Consider the following 17,897-nt stretch of genomic DNA (forward strand, 5'->3'; position numbering starts at 1 on the left):
GCGCCTGCGCTAGATCGTGGTCTCGATCTCGAACAACACGCCGGTCGCGGGGTAGCGGATCACGGCGCCGCCGCGGACATGCCGGTGTAGCATCCGCTCGATCATCCGCGTGCCGAAACCGGTGCGCGTCGGCGGCGTCACCGGCGGGCCGCCCTGCTCCTGCCAGCGGAAGCACAGGCGCCGTTCGCCGTCAGCCGTCTCGATCGCCCAGGCGATGCTCACCTTGCCGTCCGGCACCGACAGCGCGCCATATTTGACCGCATTGGTGGCGAGCTCGTGCAGCGCCATGCTCAGCGCCAGCGTGATCTCGGGCGACAGCCGCACCGATGGCCCCGCGATCGCAAAGCGGCTGCCGTCGCGGTCCATGAACGGCAGCAGGGCGCGCCGCACGATGTCGTCGATCGCCGCCCCCTCGACCTCGTCCTGGATCAGCAGTTCCTGCGCCGCGCCGAGGCTGGCGATCCGCCCCGACACGCTGGCCGCCGCATCCGCCAGCGAGGTCGCGTCGCGCAACGTCTGGCTGACCACGGCATTGACCGTCGCGAGCGAATTCTTGACGCGGTGGGTCAGCTCGCGAGCGAGCACGGCCCGATGTTCCTCGGCGAACTTGCGTTGCGAGATGTCGGTGGAGAAGCCGGTCATCGACAGCGGCGACCCGTCGGCGCGATATTGCATCTCGCCCTGAATCGCGACCCAGCGCTGCTCCCCGTCGGGGGTGAGGATGCGATATTCGAGCTGATAGAATTCGCCCGTGTCGAGCGAGCGGCGCAACGCCGCCTGCATTCGCGGCAGATCGTCGGGATGGATGGCGTCGAGCAAGGCCTCATAGGTGAAATCCTCGCTTGGCGGGCGGCCGAAGATACGCTTGCAGCCAGCCGAGGCGTGAAGCGTGAGATCGGGCAGGTCCACCGACCACATGCCGAGCGAGCCGGCCCGCAGCGCCAGTTGCAGCCGCGCATTGTTAGTGGCGAGATCGGCGTCGCGCTGGGCGATCTCCGACGCCAGCGCCTCGCGGTCGCGCTCGAGCTGAGTGACGCGATGCCGTTCGACCGTCACGTCGATCTGCGAGGCGACGAAATAGCGCAGCGCGCCGTCGTCGCAGAACACCGGCGCCACCATCAGCCGGTTCCAGAACGGCGTGCCGTCGCGGCGGTGGTTGAGCAGGTCGAGCTGGATCGGCTCGCGTCGCGCGATCGCCGCACGCAGCCGGGCGACATCGTCGGGATCGGTCAGCGGCCCCTGCATGAAACGGCAGTTGCGCCCCAGGATCTCGCTCGCCGGAAAGCCGGTCAGCCGTTCGAACGCGGCGTTGACGTAGATCAGCGGGCAGTCCGGCAGCGTCGGATCGCTGACCACCATCGCCACCGGCGTCATGTTGAACCCGACCTGCATCGGATCGCATGCGTCGAGGCCGCGCGCATAGCCGTCGATCGCCGCCTGAACCTCCGGCGACGGCACGAACGAGCGGACGGGATGGGAATCTACAGCAGCACGGTCCAAAGCGGGAACACGCTAATTGATCTGGATCACAAATTCAAACCGGCGCGGATCACGCCCGCCCGGTCGTCTTGATCTCGGCGTGGCGGGCGGCCCGGTCGGCCATCGCCGTCCACACCGCCTCCGACCGGCGCAACCGCGCCTCGACATTGGGCAGCGTCGCGGCGTCCGCCTGTGCGGCGCAGCTCGCCGCTTGATCGCGATAATAGCTTTCCATGGTCCCCTCGTCGTCGTTAGGCGCCGTGCGTGCCGACGCCGGTCGGGCCGTCGATCACCAGCCGGACCTTGGTCGCCAGCTCGGTGCGCTTGTACGGCTTCTGGATCAGTTCGAATTCCGCCCCGCGCGCGTCGACCCGCTCGATCGAGGATTCGGCGTAACCGGTGGTGAGCAGCACATTCATGTTCGGCCGCCGGCGCTTCACCTCGCGCGCCAGCATCACGCCGTTCATGCCGCCCGGCATGATCAGGTCGCTGAACAGCAGGTCGATCTTGCCCGCGCCGTCGAGCAGCTCCAGTGCCTCGCTGGCATTCTCGGCCCGCAACACGGTGTAGCCGAATTCGGTCAGCACGGTCTCGGCATAGTCGCCGACGTCGACCTGATCCTCGACCACCAGCACCGTCTCATTGCCGCGCTTGTCGGCGGCCAGCGGACGCGACGGCTGCGACCCCTGCGGCTCGACTGCGGCATTGTCGCAGGGGAAGAGCATCCGCACCGTGGTGCCATGCCCCTCTTCCGAATAGATGCGCAGCGCGCCGCCGGATTGCTTCATGAAGCCATAGACCATCGACAGGCCGAGGCCCGTGCCCTTGCCCTGGTCCTTGGTCGTGAAGAAGGGCTCGGTCACCCGCGCCAGCACTTCCGGCGACATGCCGGTGCCCTCGTCGGAGATGGTCACCATGACGTAGCTGCCGGGTTCCAGCTCGCCGAACCCCTTGTCGCCGCCCTCGACCGAGCGATTGCTCACCTCGATCGTCACCTTGCCACCGTCGGGCATCGCGTCGCGCGCGTTGATCAGGATGTTGATGATGGCCAGTTCGGCCTGGGTTGGATCTATCCGCGCATTGCAGGTCGTTTCCTGATGGACGATGCGCACCGCGACGCGGCCACCCGCCGTGCGCTCGATCAGCGGGCGCAGATCGTCGACCATGTCGACGAGGTTGACGATCCGGCCCTGCAGCTTCTGCTTGCGCGAAAAGGCGAGCAGCTGCTGGGTCAGCGTCGCGCCGCGTTCCGACGCCTGCAGGATGGCGCGCATCGACTTGGCGCCCTTCTGCCGGTCGAAATCGCTGCCGCTGCGCTCCATGTTATTGAGGACGACGTCGGCGAACCCCTGGATGACGGTGAGCAGATTATTGAAGTCGTGCGCGATGCCGCCGGTCAGCTGGCCGACCGCCTCCATCTTCTGCGCCTGGCGCAGCCCCTCTTCCGCGTCGCGCCGCCGTGTCACATCCAGCTGGGAGCCGAAATAATAGATCAGCTTGCCGTTGCTGTCGAAGACCGGCGACATGAACAGCGCGTTCCAGAAGGCAGCGCCGTTCTTCTTGTAATTGAGGATCTCCACCGCGGTTTCGCGGCGCTGCGCGATCGAGCGGCGCAATTCGTTGATCGTGTCCGGATCGGTATCCCGACCCTGCAACAGCCGGCAGTTGCGGCCGATCAGTTCGTCCCAGCCATATCCGGTCATGTTCATGAAAGCGGGATTGGCGAAGACGATCGGATTGTCGGGCAAGTTGGGATCGGTGACAATCATCGGCATGCGCGTCGTCTTCACCGCCGCGAAGAAGATGCTGTTGCTGTCGTCCGACATGTCGTGATTCGCCGCCCCGGACAGATGAGGCGGAGGCCCCCCTCGGGGGGTTTCGGGTGTTGCGTCGGCCAAATGGGATCCAGGCGCTAGAGAAAGGCATGCCCCGAAGCGCCGGCCGTTAGGCCGATAACGTCGATCATTGATGGAAGTTCCCGAAAACCGGGGCCGGTCGCCGTGGCGGATCGGAGCAGCGCCGTGCGCGGTGCGATCGTGAGGTATCTCGCCTTGTCCGGCACGGCGTCGACCAAGTCAACCAATCGTGCGATAATGTCGCGCAACCGCGACCCGGCGTCATATCAGGCTGAGCGAGTCCTCATTCGCCCTGGCCAGATCGACCAGCACCGCCGATGTTTGGCGGGACAGGTTGCGCACCTCCTCGGCGATCACCGCAAAGCCCCTGCCCGCCTCTCCCAATCTGGCGGCCTCGATGCTTGCATTGAAGGCGAGGATGCGCGTCTCGGTCGCGATCTTCCCCACGGAGGCGAGCATCGCGCCCGACTGCCGGATCAGCGTGTCACGCCGCTCGCCGATCCGCTGCATCGTCCGCTGGTCGGTGACGTCGAGGAAGGTGAGCACCGCACCGCCCGACGCTAGCGGATCGAAGGTGATCTCGAACACCTTGCCGTCGTCGAAATGATGGTCCAGCCGCTGCGCCGCCCCCTCGGCCGCCCAGGCGCGATGGTTGGCGAGCACACGCATGATCCGTTCCGGAGGCCAACCGACCGCGCGACCGACGCAGGCGATATATTCGGGCAGCGTCGATCCAGCCGCGATCGCGTCGTCGGCGAAGCCGAATATGCCACTGACGTGCGGATTGATCAGCAGGATCGTCTCGTCGCCGTCATAGACGACGACACCCTGGCGGATATGCGCCATGACGGCCGCAAGCTGTGCCGCCGCGTCCATCGCCGCGGTGCCGTAGTGTCCGATCATGGCCGTCACCGGTCGGCCCAGCGTTGCTGCATCCACGCCCTGGCCTCGTCGATCGACAGGAAGGTGCGGCAATTGTCGCCGATCAAATACCGTTCGGTCTGCAGCTTCGCGAGGCTGGACGATGCCACCGCTGCGACCGGGGCGGACGTGACCTTCATCGCCTTGGGCATGAACAGAGTCAGCAGGTCGACGACCGGGCCGGTGTGCACCGTAGACTGGCGCAGGTCGGCGAGGGTGCAGAATGCGCCATGGCGCAGCCGCAGCGCGGTCCCCCGCGCCAACACCTCGGCAGTGAACTTGCTGACCACCGGGATCGTCCAGAAGCCGCGTGCCGTGATGGTCAGCAGCGCCGCCGGCTCGTCGAACGCAATGTCATAGAACTCGCGAGACACTTTGCCACCTCGTACACGACAACCCGATCGCCGGCAGCGGCCGGCGCGGTCGACGACCGGCCAGCTCCGCCTGGGATGCCGTCACACCGATGGTCCCGAAGCGATTAATAAAACCGCTTCGGGCCCTGTACTAAACCGTACTGACCCCGATCGGCCTGCGGCGATCACTGATGGACGTCGTAGCGATCGAGCATCATCACCTTGTCCCACACTTTGACGAAGTCGAGAACGAAGCGGGCCTGACCGTCCGCCGCGGCATAGACTTCCGCGACCGCACGCAATTGCGAGTTGGCGCCGAAGATAAGGTCGCAGCGGCTTGCCTCGAACCGGGTCTCGCCACCGTCGCGGGCGATCAGATGGAAGGTCGTGCCGCCCTCGTCCGCCTTCTTCCAATCGTAATCCATGCTGGTCAGCACGGTGAAGAAATCGTTGGTCAATGTGCCGACCCGGTCGGTGAACTGCCCGCGGCGCGAGCCGTCCCAATTCAGGCCCAACGCCCGAAGACCGCCGGTCAGCACGACCCATTCGGGGGCCGATAGCGACAGCAAATCGGCGCGGTCGAGGAACAGTTGCTCGGGCGACAGATGGGCGACGTTGACCTCGTCGAAGGCGGGATCGACATAGTTGCGGAAGCCGTCGACCACCGGCCGCAGCCACTCGAAGCTGTCGGCGTCGGTCAGCGCATCGGTCGTGTCCATGCGGCCCGGCACGAACGGCACCGCAACGCTGTTCCCGGCATCCGATGCCGCCTTCTCCACCGCGGCGCAACCGGCCAGCACGATCAGGTCGGCGAGCGACACCGCCTTGCCGCCGCCGGCGCGATCGGCGAAGTCCGCGGCGATCGCCTTCAGGCTGTCGATCACCGGCCGGGTGCGCGCGTTGATCGCCCAATCCTTCTGCGGCGCCAGCGCGATGCGTGCACCGTTGGCGCCGCCGCGCTTGTCGCTGTGGCGGAAGGTCGAGGCGGCGGAGAAGGCGGTATAGGCCAGGTCCGACACCGAATGGCCGGCCGCCCAGATCGCCTGCTTCAGCGCCGCGATGTCGGCGTCGCCGATCAGCGGGTGGTTCACCGGCGGGATCGGGTCCTGCCACAGCAGGTCGTCCTCGATCGTCCGTTCCTCGCCCAGGTAGCGCTCCTTGGGGCCCATGTCGCGGTGCGTCAGCTTGTACCAGGCCTTGGAGAATTGCTCGGTGAAATAGTCGAAATCATGCAGGAACCGCTCACAGATCGGGCGATAGACCGGGTCGACCTTCAACGCGATGTCGCTGGTCATCATCATCAGCGGATGCGTCTTGCCCGCAATATGCGCGTCGGGGGTGTGTGGCGCATCCTTGTCGACCGGCGTCCACTGCAGCGCGCCGGCGGGGCTGCGCGTCTGCTCCCATTCGAACCTGAACAAGTTTTCCAGATAGCTGTTGTCCCAGGTCGTCGGATCCGGCGTCCAACTGCCCTCGATGCCGTTGGTCATGGTGAATTCGCCGGCGCCGGTGCCCTCCGGATTGTGCCAGCCGAGGCCCATCTGCTCGATCGGCGCCATCTCCGGCGGCGCGCCGATGCGGTCGGCCTTGACCATCCCGTGGCTCTTGCCGAACGCATGGCCGCCGGCGATCAGCGCGACGGTTTCCTCATCGTTCATCGCCATGCGGGTGAAGGCGACGCGGATGTCGCGCGCCGATGCCATCGGGTCGCCGCTGGCATAGGGTCCTTCCGGATTGACGTAGATCAGCGCCTGGTGCGTCGCGGCGAGTGGCTGTTCCAAGTCATAGTCGGCATCGCCGTTCCGCCCGCGCCAGCGCTTGTCGCGGTTCACCATCTCATCGAACGACTTCACCGTCGTCATGTCGACATGTTCGGGCCCCCAATAGGTCGCGTCGTCCGCTTCCCAGGCGTCGTGGCGGCCGCCGGCGAAGCCGTAGGTGGGGAAGCCCATGATCTCCAGCGCGCAATTGCCGGTCAGCACCATCAGGTCTGCCCAGGACAGGGCAGCGCCATATTTCTGCTTGATCGGCCAGATCAGCCGGCGCGACTTGTCGGTGTTGCCATTGTCCCACCAGCTGTCGATCGGGGCAAAGCGCTGCATCGCCTCGCCGGCGCCGCCGCGGCCGTCGGCGATGCGATAGGTGCCGGCGGAATGCCACGCCATGCGGATCATCTGCGGCCCGTAATTGCCATAGTCGGACGGCCACCAGGCCACCGAACTGGTCAGGAACGCCTTGATCTCCGCCTTCAGCGCTTGGAGGTCGATCGCCTCGAACGCCGCCTTATAGTCAAAGTCCTCACCCAGCGGATTGGCGCGCGGGCCGTTGCGGTGGAGCTGCTCGACCCGCAGCCGGTTCGGGTACCAGTCCTGCAACGTCGGCTTGCTGGTCTGCGCCCCGCCGATGCGGTCGCCGCCGAACGGGCACTTACCGGCGAGGACATCCTTGTAATCATTCATTGAGGCACGCTCCGGCATCGCTCATGGCGCGGAACAGGCGCGCAGCCGGACGATGCGGACGACCCGGCATGCGACAGGCGAACCTGATCCACATCAAGCCAGAACGTGGCGGGGGGCGCTGCGTTTCCTAAAATTTGCTTTAGGTTAGTTTGGGTACGGAAGTGGCGATCAGACGCTCGCGCCGAGCAGCCGTCCGATCATGGCGGTCACGCCCATGGCGATCGCGCCCCATAACGTGACGCGGACCACCGCTGGCAGCAGCCGCGCCCCGCCGACCCGCGCCCCGATCGCGCCGAGGATGGCCAGCGCCAGCAGCGCACCGAGCGAAACCGTCAACGCGACGGCCGAGCGCGGCGTGGTGACCGCCACCACCAGCGGCACGATCGCGCCGGCGGTGAAGGCGGCAGCGGAGGACAGTGCCGCCTGGATCGGTCGCGCGGCAAGATCGTCGCTCAGACCCAGTTCGTCGCGGGCGTGGGCGCCGAGCGCGTCATGCGCCATCATCTGTTCGGCGACCTGCCGCGCCAGGGCGGGCGCGACGCCGCGGGTCTCGTAGATCGCGGCGAGTTCCGCCGTCTCCTGTTCCGGCGCACGCAGCAATTCGCGATGCTCGCGCGCCAGATCCGCCTGTTCGGTGTCGGATTGGGAACTGACCGAGACATATTCGCCCGCCGCCATCGACAGGGCGCCGCCGACTGTCGCGGCACCCGCCGCGAGCAGCACCGCGCCGTGCGTCGCATGGGGCGCGGCGGCGACGCCGACGAGCAGGCTGGAGACGGAGATGATCCCGTCATTGGCGCCGAGCACCGCGGCGCGCAGCCAGCCGGTCCGGTGGATCAGGTGATGCTCGCCCGGCCCGGCCGCCGCCGCGCCGGCCTCGCTGGTCAGGATGGTCGTCGCGTCGCTGCTCATGCCGATCTCCGTTGCCACCGAACCGCCGCGCGCGCGATAGGTTCAATCGGCCGGCGGCACGTCGTCGATGCGATAGTGGATCGGCTTGAACGACCCGCCGTTGGAGGCGGGCGCGGAACAGGCGGTCAGGCCGACGATCAGGTCCATCCGCGCCACGAAGCGGATGTGGTCGCCCGCCCGGCTGATCGGCGGCAGCACCGACAGCGTGCCCGTCGCGCCGTCGATCGGCACGTTCATGAAGCAATTGAACGCGACGGGGATCTGGTCCGGCACCACTCCGAACGGCGCCAGCGCCGCGGCCAGATTGCCGAAACAGCCGCGGTGGCGCGGCAGCTCGGGATAGAAATGATCGAAGGTCGCATAGGAACACGGCGTCAGCAGGAAGTCGTGCATCCCGACCGTGTCGGCGACGATGTCGAGCATCACGTTCGACCGGTTCGAATAGAGCGAGTGGCCGGTGGTCAACCGGATCGTCTCGGCATAGTCCAGCGTGCGCCCCGACGAGATCACCTCGCCGAGATCGTCGGCGTTGAAAGCGAGCAGATCGGCGACCTGGCAGCCGCGCGGGTCGATCACGGTCAGCGACTGCCCCTTGCCCAGCCGGAAACCCGCGCCGCTCCGTTCCGCTATCTCGACCACCGCCGGCTCATCCGCCATGCGAGTCATTGCCCCGAATACCGAAACGGGCATTGCCAGCCGCTGTCCACCGCCCGGCCGCTGTATTGGCGCGCCTCGCTCGCCTCGCCATGCCGGGACAGCATCGGGTTGCGCGAGCCGGCGAGCATCTCGTCGCGCACCATGATCTTCTCGCGCATCGTTTCGTACCGCCCCTGCGCGCGCAGCGTCTCGAACTGGTCGTGCAGGTTGAAGATCATCGCCGGCCGCGCGAAACGCCGCGCCGGCCGGCTGGCACGCGGATGCAGGCCGACGACGAAGAACGCCTCGCCACCGAACGACAGCGAGAAATGCGGGCTGTCGGGATCGGCGCTGACCCGCTCGTCCCAGGTCTGTCCCAGCCACACGTCCTTGTCCGACAGCGACTGGATGCGTTGCCAGATCGCCCGCTCGAACGCCTCCTCGCTCAGTTCGTCTGGGCCGGCGAAGACCACGGCAAGGCTGCGGAACAGCGTCGGCTCCGCGCGATAGCGCGCCGCGAAGCAGCGCAGCCGATCGTGGATGCGCAGATCGTCCCAGGCGCTTTCGATGTCGCGCGCGCCGAGCACGTCGAGCGTGCCCTTGGCCAACGCCGCCTTGGCGCCGACGCAGGGGAAACCATGATCGGCGATATGGGCGGACAACAGGCGGCCCGCATCCGCCTCGCTGGGGTCGCTCCAGCTGAATAAAGGTTTGGATGACAGCATGACGAGCGAACGAGCCGCGCAGTATGGGCGTTCCTGCGTTTCCAGCCCAAGTTGATCCGCATCAACCTGATTTTGCCGGGTAAGTTAAAAACATAGGAGTCCCTTTCCCGGATCGGGACGTTGGGCGCGACGGATCGACGCGACCCTCCACCTGCGATCCCCGCCCGCCGCCCGGCGACCGGTTATCGACAAGGATCGCTCGCGATGGACCAGCATCAGGCCCCCCTGCTCGACGCCCTCAAAGCGCTTGAGCGCCGCCCAATCCACGGCTTCGGCGCACCCGGCCATCATCAGGGCCAGGCGGTACCGAAGGAGGCGAAGGCGCTGCTCGGCGCGCGCCTGTTCGCGGCCGACGTCATCACGCCCAAGGGCCTCGATGACCGAACCGAGGGCGCCCACGTCCTGCAACGCGCGCACGAGATCGCGGCGGAGGCCTGGCAGGCGGACTTCTGCCGCTTCGTCACTGGCGGCTCGACCCAGAGCCTGCACACTGCACTTGCCGCGGTCGCCGGCCCCGGCGACACGGTGCTGTTCGCCGCCAACGTCCATAAGGCCGAGCGCGCCCATGCGCTGGCCGCGGGCCTGGATGCGGCGATCGTCCCCGTGCTGGTCGATCCGCATTGGGACGTGGAGCATGGCGTCACGCCGGCCGCGCTCGCCGACGCGCTCGATGCGCATCCACAGGCCAAGGCCTTCGTCGTCGTCTCGCCGACCTATTATGGCGTCACCAGCGACATCGCCGCGCTCGCCGACCTGTGCCACGCGCGCGGCATCCCGCTGATCTGCGACGCCGCCTGGGGTGGCGCCTTCGCCTTCTGCGAAGCGCTGCCGCACGATCCGCTGACCAAGGGCGCCGACATCGCCGTGTACAGCATCCATAAGACGATGGGCGCGCTGACCCAAGGATCGGCGATCCTCGCCAAGACCGGCCACGTCGATCTGCAGCGGCTGTGGATGGCCTATGAGCTGTTCCAGACCACCAGTCCGTCGGTACCGATCCTCGCCAGCCTCGACGCGGTGCGCCGCGACCATGCTCTGCACGGCGAGACGCTGTGGCAGAGCGTGATCGACCGTGCGCTTGCGCTGCGCGGACAGCTGGCGGCGATCGACGGCCTGCGCGTCTTCGGCGAGGGCGATCTGCCTGCCGACAGCCAACTCGACCCGACCAAGGTGCTGATCGATGTGTCCGGCTGGACCGTCAGCGGCTATGCACTCGACGATTGGCTGGTTCAACACCATCGGGTCAGCGTCGGCCTGTCGGATGCGCGTCACCTGCTCGCGGTGCTCGCCCCCGGCACGCCGGCGCGCGACGTTCGCGCCCTGGTCAAGGCGCTGCGCGACGCGGCGCAACAGATCGCCGCCGGTACCAGTGGCTTGCCGCCCCTGCCGTCGTCCCTGCCGCGCATCGACACGCTATCGGTGACGATGCGCCACGATCCCGCCGCCGCGCTGTTCGGTCCCGCCGAAAGCGTGCCGATCGAGGCCGCTGCGGGACACATCGCCGCGGAGATGATCGCGCCTGCCCCGCCCGGTGTGCCGCGGCTCGTCCCGGGACAGCTGATCGAACCGGCGCACGTCGCCTGGCTGATCGCCAACCGTGATGCCGGCGCCTTCTTCCTCGACCCCATCGATCCGAACCAGCGTCGGCTCCGCGTCGTCGCCGCGCCGGGCTGATCTGGGGAAAGAGCGAAGGGCCTAGCGTCCGTCGACCAGCATCATCGTCAGCCCGCCGCCGGCGACCAGCACCGCCAGCGCCACCATCACGCCGCCGAAATCCTGCGGCGTCGCGAACAGCCAGGCGAGCGGCGGACCGAGCAGCGAGGGCACGGTATTGGCCAGGTTGAGCAGGCCGAGGTCACGTCCGCGCCGGCGCGGATCGGGCAGCAGCTGCATGGCGATACCAGCATTGAGCGCGACGAACACCGCCGAACCCAGCATGTAGACGACGAAGGCGATCGCCCCGGCGGTCCAGTCGCGCGCCAGCGCCATGGCGAGCAAGCCGGCGGCGGCCGTGGCGGCCGCGGCGAGGATCGCGGGTTTGCGCCGCCGCGTCACGTCCGACACCCGTCCTAGGATCAGGGCCACCGGCAGCGGGATGATCAGGGCGATCGTCAGCAGATGGCCGATCCGCGTCGGCAGCCCGGCGCGGCCGGAGGCCGGCACGATGCTTTCGAAGTAATAGAGCAGATAAGCCTGGGTGACGACCGCCGCGATCTGCACCAGCAGCCGCGCCACCCCGGCGACGACCAGTTCGCGGCGCGGCGGCGGCCCGTCGCCGGGCGGTGCGTCGAGGTCGACCGAAACGCGAGCCGGTGAGAGCAGCAACGGCGCGATGCACAGCCCCACCGCCACCGGCAGGATGGCGAACCGCATGTCCTCCGACAGGAACACCTGACCGAGCAGCAGGGCGGAGAAGGCGGAAGCGAGCGGCCCGCCGAAGGCGAACAGGCCGCCGACGATGCCCTTCTGCGAATCCGGCACCTCTTCGGCGATCGCCGCCATCATCGGCGCCAGCAGGACGTTGACCGCGATCTGGAAGGCGGCGATCGCCGCGACCAGCGCCACCGGCGAGGTGGCAAAGGCGATCCCGACATAGCTCGCGGCGGTGACGATCACCCCGGCGACCATCCATCGGCGCCGGCCGTGGCCGCGCGCGAACGACCGGTCGCTCAGCCAGCCGAAGGTGACGTTCGCCAGGCTGGCGGCGATGGCGCCGGCGACGACGGTGGCGGTGAACACGCCGATCCGCGCGTCCCCGGTCAGCCGCTCGACCTTGATCGGCAGCAGCAAGGTCAGCAGCGGCAGATAGGCGATCACCCCGCCGGCGTCGGCCAGTGCCACCGCGCCAAGAAAACGCGGTGACCGAGGTGGATAGCGAACGTTGCTCATCACCCACCCCTGCCCCGCTTTGCCATTCCCGGCAACGCCCGCGGGCGCAGGGCTCGCCGGTACGGCGGCGGATCAGGGCTTGAAGGTCTGCGCGGTCAGCGTCGCGCTCGCCATCATCGTCCGGTCGGCGGCATCCTGTCCCAGCGCGACACGATAGCTGCCGGCCGCGATCCGCCAGCCGGGCAGCCTGGTGTCGTAATCGGCGACGATCCGCGGTTCCGCGGTCAGCGTGATCCGCCGCGTCTCGCCACGCTTCAGCGCGACACGGGTGAAGGCGCCGAGCCGCATCGGGGCGCCGCCGCCCTCACGGCCGACATACATTTGCGGCACGTCGATGCCGTCGCGATCGCCGGTGTTGGTGACGTCGAAGGTCACGCTGAGCGTCCGGCCGCCGCGCACCACCGGGTTCCGATAGGCGAAATGCGTGTAGGACAGGCCGTGGCCGAAGGGAAACAGCGGCTTCAGCCCCTTCTTCTCATACCAGCGATAACCGACGTCGGCGCCCTCGACGTAATCGACGGGGAAGCTCTGCAACACATAGGTCGATGCCGCCGCCGGATTTGCGGCGGCCGCCGCCTCCAGCCCGCTCAGCCGATCGAGCCCGACCGGATGCGGACGCGGCGGCTGCGAGGCGTCGGCGGGGAAGGTGATCGGCAGGCGGCCCGACGGATTGACCCGCCCGGTCAGGATCGCGGCGATCGCCTCGCCGCCGCGCTGGCCGGGATACCAGGCCTGAACCACCGCCGGCACCTTGGCCAGCCACGGCATCAGCACCGGCCCGCCCGTCTCCATCACCGCCACCGTATGCGGCTGCGCCGCGGCGATCGCCGCGATCAGCGCGTCCTGCTGGTTGGGCAGGTTGAGGTTCGGCACATCGTCCGCCTCGGTCGTCCATTGTGTTGCGAAGACGATGGCGAGGTCGGCATTCTTCGCCGCCTCGACCGTGGCGTTGAGGCTGCGCCCGTCGACCCAGTCGACCCGCACGCCGGGCAGCGCCTTGCGCAGCGCGAGCAGCGGCGACGAGGCATGATAGGTGATGCGCGCGAAGGACGCCGATCCGCCGGTGGCGAGCGGGATCTCGACCGGCGCGCCGCCGACCGAGCGGACCTGGCTCGACCCGCCGCCGGACAGCACGCCGACATCGGCATTGCCGCCGATCACCACGATCCGCTTCGCCGTCCGCGCGATCGGCAGCAGTTCGCCGTCGTTCTTGAGCAGGACGATGCCCGCCTCCGCGGCACGCTGCGCGACCTCGGCATGCGCGGCATAGTCGGGGGTCGCCGCCTTGGCCGGCACCGCGTCGTTGAACGCGCCGGTCTCGATCAGCCCGGTCAGGTACCGCGCCGCCATGTCGTCGATCCGCGCCATCGGCACCTGGCCCTTTTCCACCGCGGCCTTCAGCGGCTCGGCGAAGTACAGCGCCTTGTCGAGTTCCTGCCCCGATTGCTGGTCGAGGCCGGCATTGGCGGCCTTGGCGGTGGAATGGACCGCGCCCCAGTCGCTCATCACCCAGCCGCGATAGCCCCAGTCGCGCTTCAGCACGTCGGTGAGCAGATGCTTGTTCTCGCACGCCCAGTCGCCGTTGACCTTGTTGTAGGCGCACATCACCGAGCCGGGCCGGCCGGTCTCGATCGCAATCTCGAAGGCGAGCAGGTCGCTCATCCGCAGGTCGGCCTCGCCGATCCGGGCGTCGACGACCATGCGCCCCGTCTCCTGGCTGTTCAGCGCGAAATGCTTGACGGTGGAGACGATGCGGTTCGACTGGACGCCCGCGATATGCGCGCCGGCCAAGGTGCCGGCGAGCAGCGGATCCTCGCCGAGATATTCGAAATTGCGGCCGTTCCACGGATCGCGGGTCAGATTAACGCCGCCGGCAAGCAGCACGTTGAAACGCTTGTCGCGCGCCTCTGCGCCGATCATCGTGCCGCCGGCGCGCGCGATTCCGGGATCGAAGCTGGCCGCGGTCGCCAGGCTCGACGGCAGGGCGGTGGCGACATCGCCCTTGCGCTGCTCGACCTGATTGGCGACGCCGAGCGACGCGTCGCTTTCGCGCACCAGCGGAATGCCGGGACGGGCGAGGCCGTCGATATGGCCGGCGGACGGGATCAGCTCGTTGCTGGTCTTGCCCGCCGCCATCGGCGGGAACAGGCCGTGCAGCAGCGCGATCTTCTCATCCAGTGTCATCCGCGCGACCAGGGCATCGGCGCGGGCGCGCGCGTCGCTGCCCTTGGCCGCCGGCGCGGCGCGATTCGCCTGTGGCGGCCGGGCGGTGGCGGTGCCGCCGATCGCGATCGCCAGCGCTGCCAGCGATGCCCAACGGGCGATGTGAGTCGTCGTCATAGGTCCTCCCCTTGGCCCTGTGTGTGTCCTTCGGGCCACGATCCTTCGCAAATAGACAAGCATATCGGGTGAACGTTCACAACCGCTGCTTTTCAATGCTTAGGCTCGCTTGACAGGCTTCGCGACTTGGCACAAGTGAACGTTCTCAAGAAGCGCGGTCCAACCGCGTCGTTCGTCATTGGGGAGGATATCCATGCGTAGCGTTCGTGCTCGCCTGCTTTCGCGTTTTGCCATCGGCGTTTCCACCGCCGCCTTTATCATGCCGGCCGCCGCTGCGGCGCAGGACGCCGCCGCCACGATGGGCCAGCCGGGCCCCGCGCAGACCGATCCGGTCCCGTCGGCCAGCGGCGACGTCGGCCAGGGCGATGGCGACATCGTCGTCACCGGCATCCGGGCTTCCTTGCGCGAATCGATCGACCTGAAGCGCAACGCGCAGGGCATCGTCGACGCGATCAGCGCGGAGGACATGGGCAAGTTCCCGGACACCAACCTCGCCGAATCGCTGCAGCGCATCACCGGCGTGTCGATCGACCGCAATTCGAGCGGTGAAGGCCAGTTCGTCACCGTCCGCGGCTTCGGCCCGGAATACAATCTCGTCACGCTCAACGGCCGGCAGATGCCGACGTCGACGATCGGCGACGGCAACAGCGCGCCGTCGTCGCGCTCCTTCGACTTCGCCAATCTGGCGTCGGAAGGCGTCGCCTCGCTCGAAGTCTACAAGTCCGGGCGCGCCACCGTGCCGTCGGGCGGCATCGGTTCGGTGATCAACATCCGCACCCCCCGCCCCTTCGACAAGGTGGGCCTGCGCGGCTCGATCTCCGCCCGCGGCGTGATCGACACGTCGCAGAACGGGCACAAGGACATCACGCCGGAAGTGTCGGGCATCTTCTCCGACACCTTCGCCGACGACCGCATCGGCATCCTTGTCACCGGTGCCTATCAGCGCCGCAACTTCAGCGCCAATTCGGCCAACATCGGCTGGCGCGACGGCTATCTCGGCAACGAGAATAATTGGGGTTCGCTCGCCCAGCCGGGCGATCCGCGCTACGCCAACATCACCAACCGGCCCAAGGCGACCGACGTCTACCAGGTGCCGCAGAACGGCGGCTATGACGTCGTCAATGGTCGCCGCGAGCGCATCAACGGCCAGGCCGTGCTCCAATTCCGCCCGATCGACAGCCTCACCGCGACGATTGACTACACCTATTCCCGCAACACCATCTCCACCCGCGACAACAGCGTCGGCATTTGGTACAACCATAACGACACCGTCAGCGCCTGGACCAACGGTCCGGTCGCCGGCCCGGTCTTCTATACCGAGCGGTTCACGGCGGCAGAGGCGAAGGACCTTGCCTATTCCGTGTCGCAGACGGCGTCGCGCAGCGAGAACAAGTCGCTCGGCGGCAATCTGACCTGGAACGCGCCGGGTGGCGTGACGATGACGCTCGACGCGCATCACTCCACCGCGGAGTCGAAGCCCGACAGCCCATACGGCAACAGCAACTCGTTCGGCGCGGCGGTGTTCGGCATCCAGAGCCAGTCGATCAATTTCGATCACGATCTGCCGGTCCTGTCGTACACCATGTATCCCGGCATCGACGCACTCAACCCGGCGAACATCGTCCCGACCGGCAATGCGTTCCGCAATTCCTATTTCCGCGACGAGATCAACCAGGTCCAGATTCGCGGCCACTACGACCACAACCAGGGCTTCATGGACAGCCTGGACTGGGGCTTCGAATATACCGACAACAAGGTGCGCTCGGCCTACAGCGTGCTCCAGAACGACACCTGGGGCGGCGCCGGCGGCAGCACGCCGGCCCAGCGCGCGGCGGCGGCGGCGCTGCTGCCCGACAACATCTTCCACCTGACCAGCATCCCGGACGCCTTCTCCGGCATCAGCGGATCGAACGACCCGAACATCATCAAGTCGTTCTTCACCTACGACCTGCCGACCGCGCTTGCGCTGACCGACAAGGCCTATGGCACCTGCGGCGGCAACCTGCAGTGTCTGCTGCCCTACACGACCGACTCGCGCATCCGCGAAAAGACGATCGCGCCGTATTTCCAGTTCAACGGCAAGTTCGACCTACTCGCCGGGCCCGGTCACTTCATCGCCGGCGTCCGTTACGAGAACACGGACGTCTCGGCCAGCGCATTGGTGCCGACGCCGGTCGGCGGCCAGCAGAATTCGCAGAACGAATTCAACGTGCTGTATCAGGGCAGCGGCTTCACCACGTTCAAGGGCAGCTACCACAATTGGTTGCCGTCGGTGGACGTCGACATCACGCCGATCGAGAACGTCAAGTTGCGCGCGTCGTACAGCCACACCATCACCCGCGCCGACTACGGCAGCCTGCAGGGCGGCCGTCGCCTCGACACGCTGTTCCGCGTCGGTGGCGGCACCGGATCGGTCGGCAACCCCAATCTGATCCCGTACAAGTCCAAGAACATCGACCTGTCGGCCGAATGGTATTACGGCAAGGAAGACTACATCTCCGTCGGCTACTTCCATAAGGACGTGTCGAACTACATCGGCTCGACCCAGATCAACACGACCATTCCGGGCATCGCCTCGCCGACCACGACGTTCAACGGCGTGACTACCAACGGTCCGCGCTATCAGGCGGCCGTCAACGCGCCGGGTTATGATGGCACCTTCGCCTTCATCCAGAATTACTATCAGACCAACTTCCCGGCCTATGTCGGCAAGAACGGCGTGCTGCTAGCCGGACCCGGCGATCCGCTGGTCAATTTCGTCATCACGACGCCGTTCAACAGCGATCAGACGGCATCGGTCAACGGCTTCGAATTCGCGATCCAGCACAACTTCTGGAACACGGGCTTCGGCACGATCCTCAACTACACGATCGTCAATGGCAATCGCGACTACAACAACCTGTTGCCGTCGAGCGTCCCTCAGTTCGCGATCACCGGTTTGTCGGATAGCGCCAACGCCGTCTTGTTCTTCGACAAATATGGCATCAACGCTCGCGCGGCCTACAATTGGCGCAAGGGATATCTGTCCGGCTCGGGCACGAACCCCTATTACGTCAACACGTACGGCCAGCTCGACGGCAGCGCGAGCTATGCGATCACGCCGCTGGTGACCGTGTTCGTCGAGGGCATCAACATCTTGGGCGAGGATCGCAGCGGCCACCTGCGTTCGGACCGGAACGTCAACTTCGTCAACAAGCAGGATGCCCGCTATTCGGCCGGCGTGCGCCTCACCTTCTAAGTCCCCCGACGGCCTGCCAGCCTTCTCGTCAGAGAAGGCTGGCTTTTTCTTCCCGGGAACGGCAGGCCTTGCAGTCATGCCCTTCGCGG

13 protein-coding genes are annotated in these 17,897 nt (G+C 67.2%); 2 read left to right on the forward strand and 11 right to left on the reverse strand.

What is annotated here, in order from left to right:
* Positions 1-9: 9 nt before the first annotated feature.
* The 9 genes from ACU5AX_RS14440 to gntA all read right to left on the reverse strand — a co-directional run bounded on the left by ACU5AX_RS14440 (position 10) and on the right by gntA (position 9,341).
* Positions 10-1,500, reverse strand: coding sequence for a PAS domain-containing protein (locus tag ACU5AX_RS14440; RefSeq protein WP_446691507.1), 1,491 nt, complete (start codon positions 1,498-1,500; stop codon positions 10-12).
* A gap of 49 nt (positions 1,501-1,549) precedes the next feature.
* On the reverse strand, positions 1,550-1,714 hold the full coding sequence (locus ACU5AX_RS14445) for a hypothetical protein (protein ID WP_446691508.1): 165 nt from the start codon (positions 1,712-1,714) through the stop codon (positions 1,550-1,552).
* Between the two features lie 16 nt (positions 1,715-1,730).
* Positions 1,731-3,377 (reverse strand): histidine kinase famiy protein, encoded by a 1,647-nt coding sequence (locus ACU5AX_RS14450; protein ID WP_446691509.1) that lies wholly within the window; start codon positions 3,375-3,377, stop codon positions 1,731-1,733.
* Between the two features lie 219 nt (positions 3,378-3,596).
* Positions 3,597-4,238, reverse strand: a complete 642-nt coding sequence (locus tag ACU5AX_RS14455; RefSeq protein ID WP_446691510.1) for a methyl-accepting chemotaxis protein — start codon at positions 4,236-4,238, stop codon at positions 3,597-3,599.
* A gap of 5 nt (positions 4,239-4,243) precedes the next feature.
* Complete coding sequence (locus ACU5AX_RS14460; RefSeq protein ID WP_198354687.1) at positions 4,244-4,630, reverse strand: hypothetical protein; 387 nt, start codon at positions 4,628-4,630, stop codon at positions 4,244-4,246.
* A 164-nt stretch (positions 4,631-4,794) separates the two neighbouring features.
* Positions 4,795-7,068: a catalase/peroxidase HPI gene (gene katG / locus ACU5AX_RS14465; protein WP_446691511.1), complete on the reverse strand. Its 2,274-nt coding sequence runs from the start codon at positions 7,066-7,068 to the stop codon at positions 4,795-4,797.
* A 168-nt stretch (positions 7,069-7,236) separates the two neighbouring features.
* A complete protein-coding gene (locus tag ACU5AX_RS14470) occupies positions 7,237-7,980 on the reverse strand; it encodes a VIT1/CCC1 transporter family protein (RefSeq protein WP_446691512.1) in 744 nt (247 codons plus the stop codon).
* Positions 7,981-8,022: 42 nt separating this feature from the next.
* Positions 8,023-8,637: a DUF1989 domain-containing protein gene (locus ACU5AX_RS14475; RefSeq protein ID WP_446691513.1), complete on the reverse strand. Its 615-nt coding sequence runs from the start codon at positions 8,635-8,637 to the stop codon at positions 8,023-8,025.
* A gap of 5 nt (positions 8,638-8,642) precedes the next feature.
* Positions 8,643-9,341, reverse strand: coding sequence for a guanitoxin biosynthesis heme-dependent pre-guanitoxin N-hydroxylase GntA (gene gntA / locus ACU5AX_RS14480; RefSeq protein WP_446691514.1), 699 nt, complete (start codon positions 9,339-9,341; stop codon positions 8,643-8,645).
* A gap of 204 nt (positions 9,342-9,545) precedes the next feature.
* Here gntA and ACU5AX_RS14485 point away from each other — a divergent pair, with 204 nt between their 5' ends.
* Entirely contained in the window at positions 9,546-11,015 is a 1,470-nt protein-coding gene (locus ACU5AX_RS14485) for an aminotransferase class I/II-fold pyridoxal phosphate-dependent enzyme (protein ID WP_446691515.1), read from the forward strand.
* 21 nt (positions 11,016-11,036) lie between these two features.
* Here ACU5AX_RS14485 and ACU5AX_RS14490 read toward each other — a convergent pair whose 3' ends face one another.
* Both ACU5AX_RS14490 and ACU5AX_RS14495 read right to left on the reverse strand, forming a co-directional pair.
* Positions 11,037-12,182, reverse strand: a complete 1,146-nt coding sequence (locus ACU5AX_RS14490; protein WP_446691516.1) for an MFS transporter — start codon at positions 12,180-12,182, stop codon at positions 11,037-11,039.
* Positions 12,183-12,302: 120 nt separating this feature from the next.
* Positions 12,303-14,570 (reverse strand): beta-glucosidase, encoded by a 2,268-nt coding sequence (locus ACU5AX_RS14495; RefSeq protein WP_446691517.1) that lies wholly within the window; start codon positions 14,568-14,570, stop codon positions 12,303-12,305.
* A gap of 193 nt (positions 14,571-14,763) precedes the next feature.
* Here ACU5AX_RS14495 and ACU5AX_RS14500 point away from each other — a divergent pair, with 193 nt between their 5' ends.
* The gene (locus ACU5AX_RS14500; RefSeq protein ID WP_446691518.1) at positions 14,764-17,808 is read left to right on the forward strand and encodes a TonB-dependent receptor; all 3,045 of its coding nucleotides are present in this window, start codon (positions 14,764-14,766) and stop codon (positions 17,806-17,808) included.
* The last annotated feature ends 89 nt before the right edge of the window (positions 17,809-17,897 follow it).

The organism is Sphingomonas benefaciens, assembly GCF_052907485.1.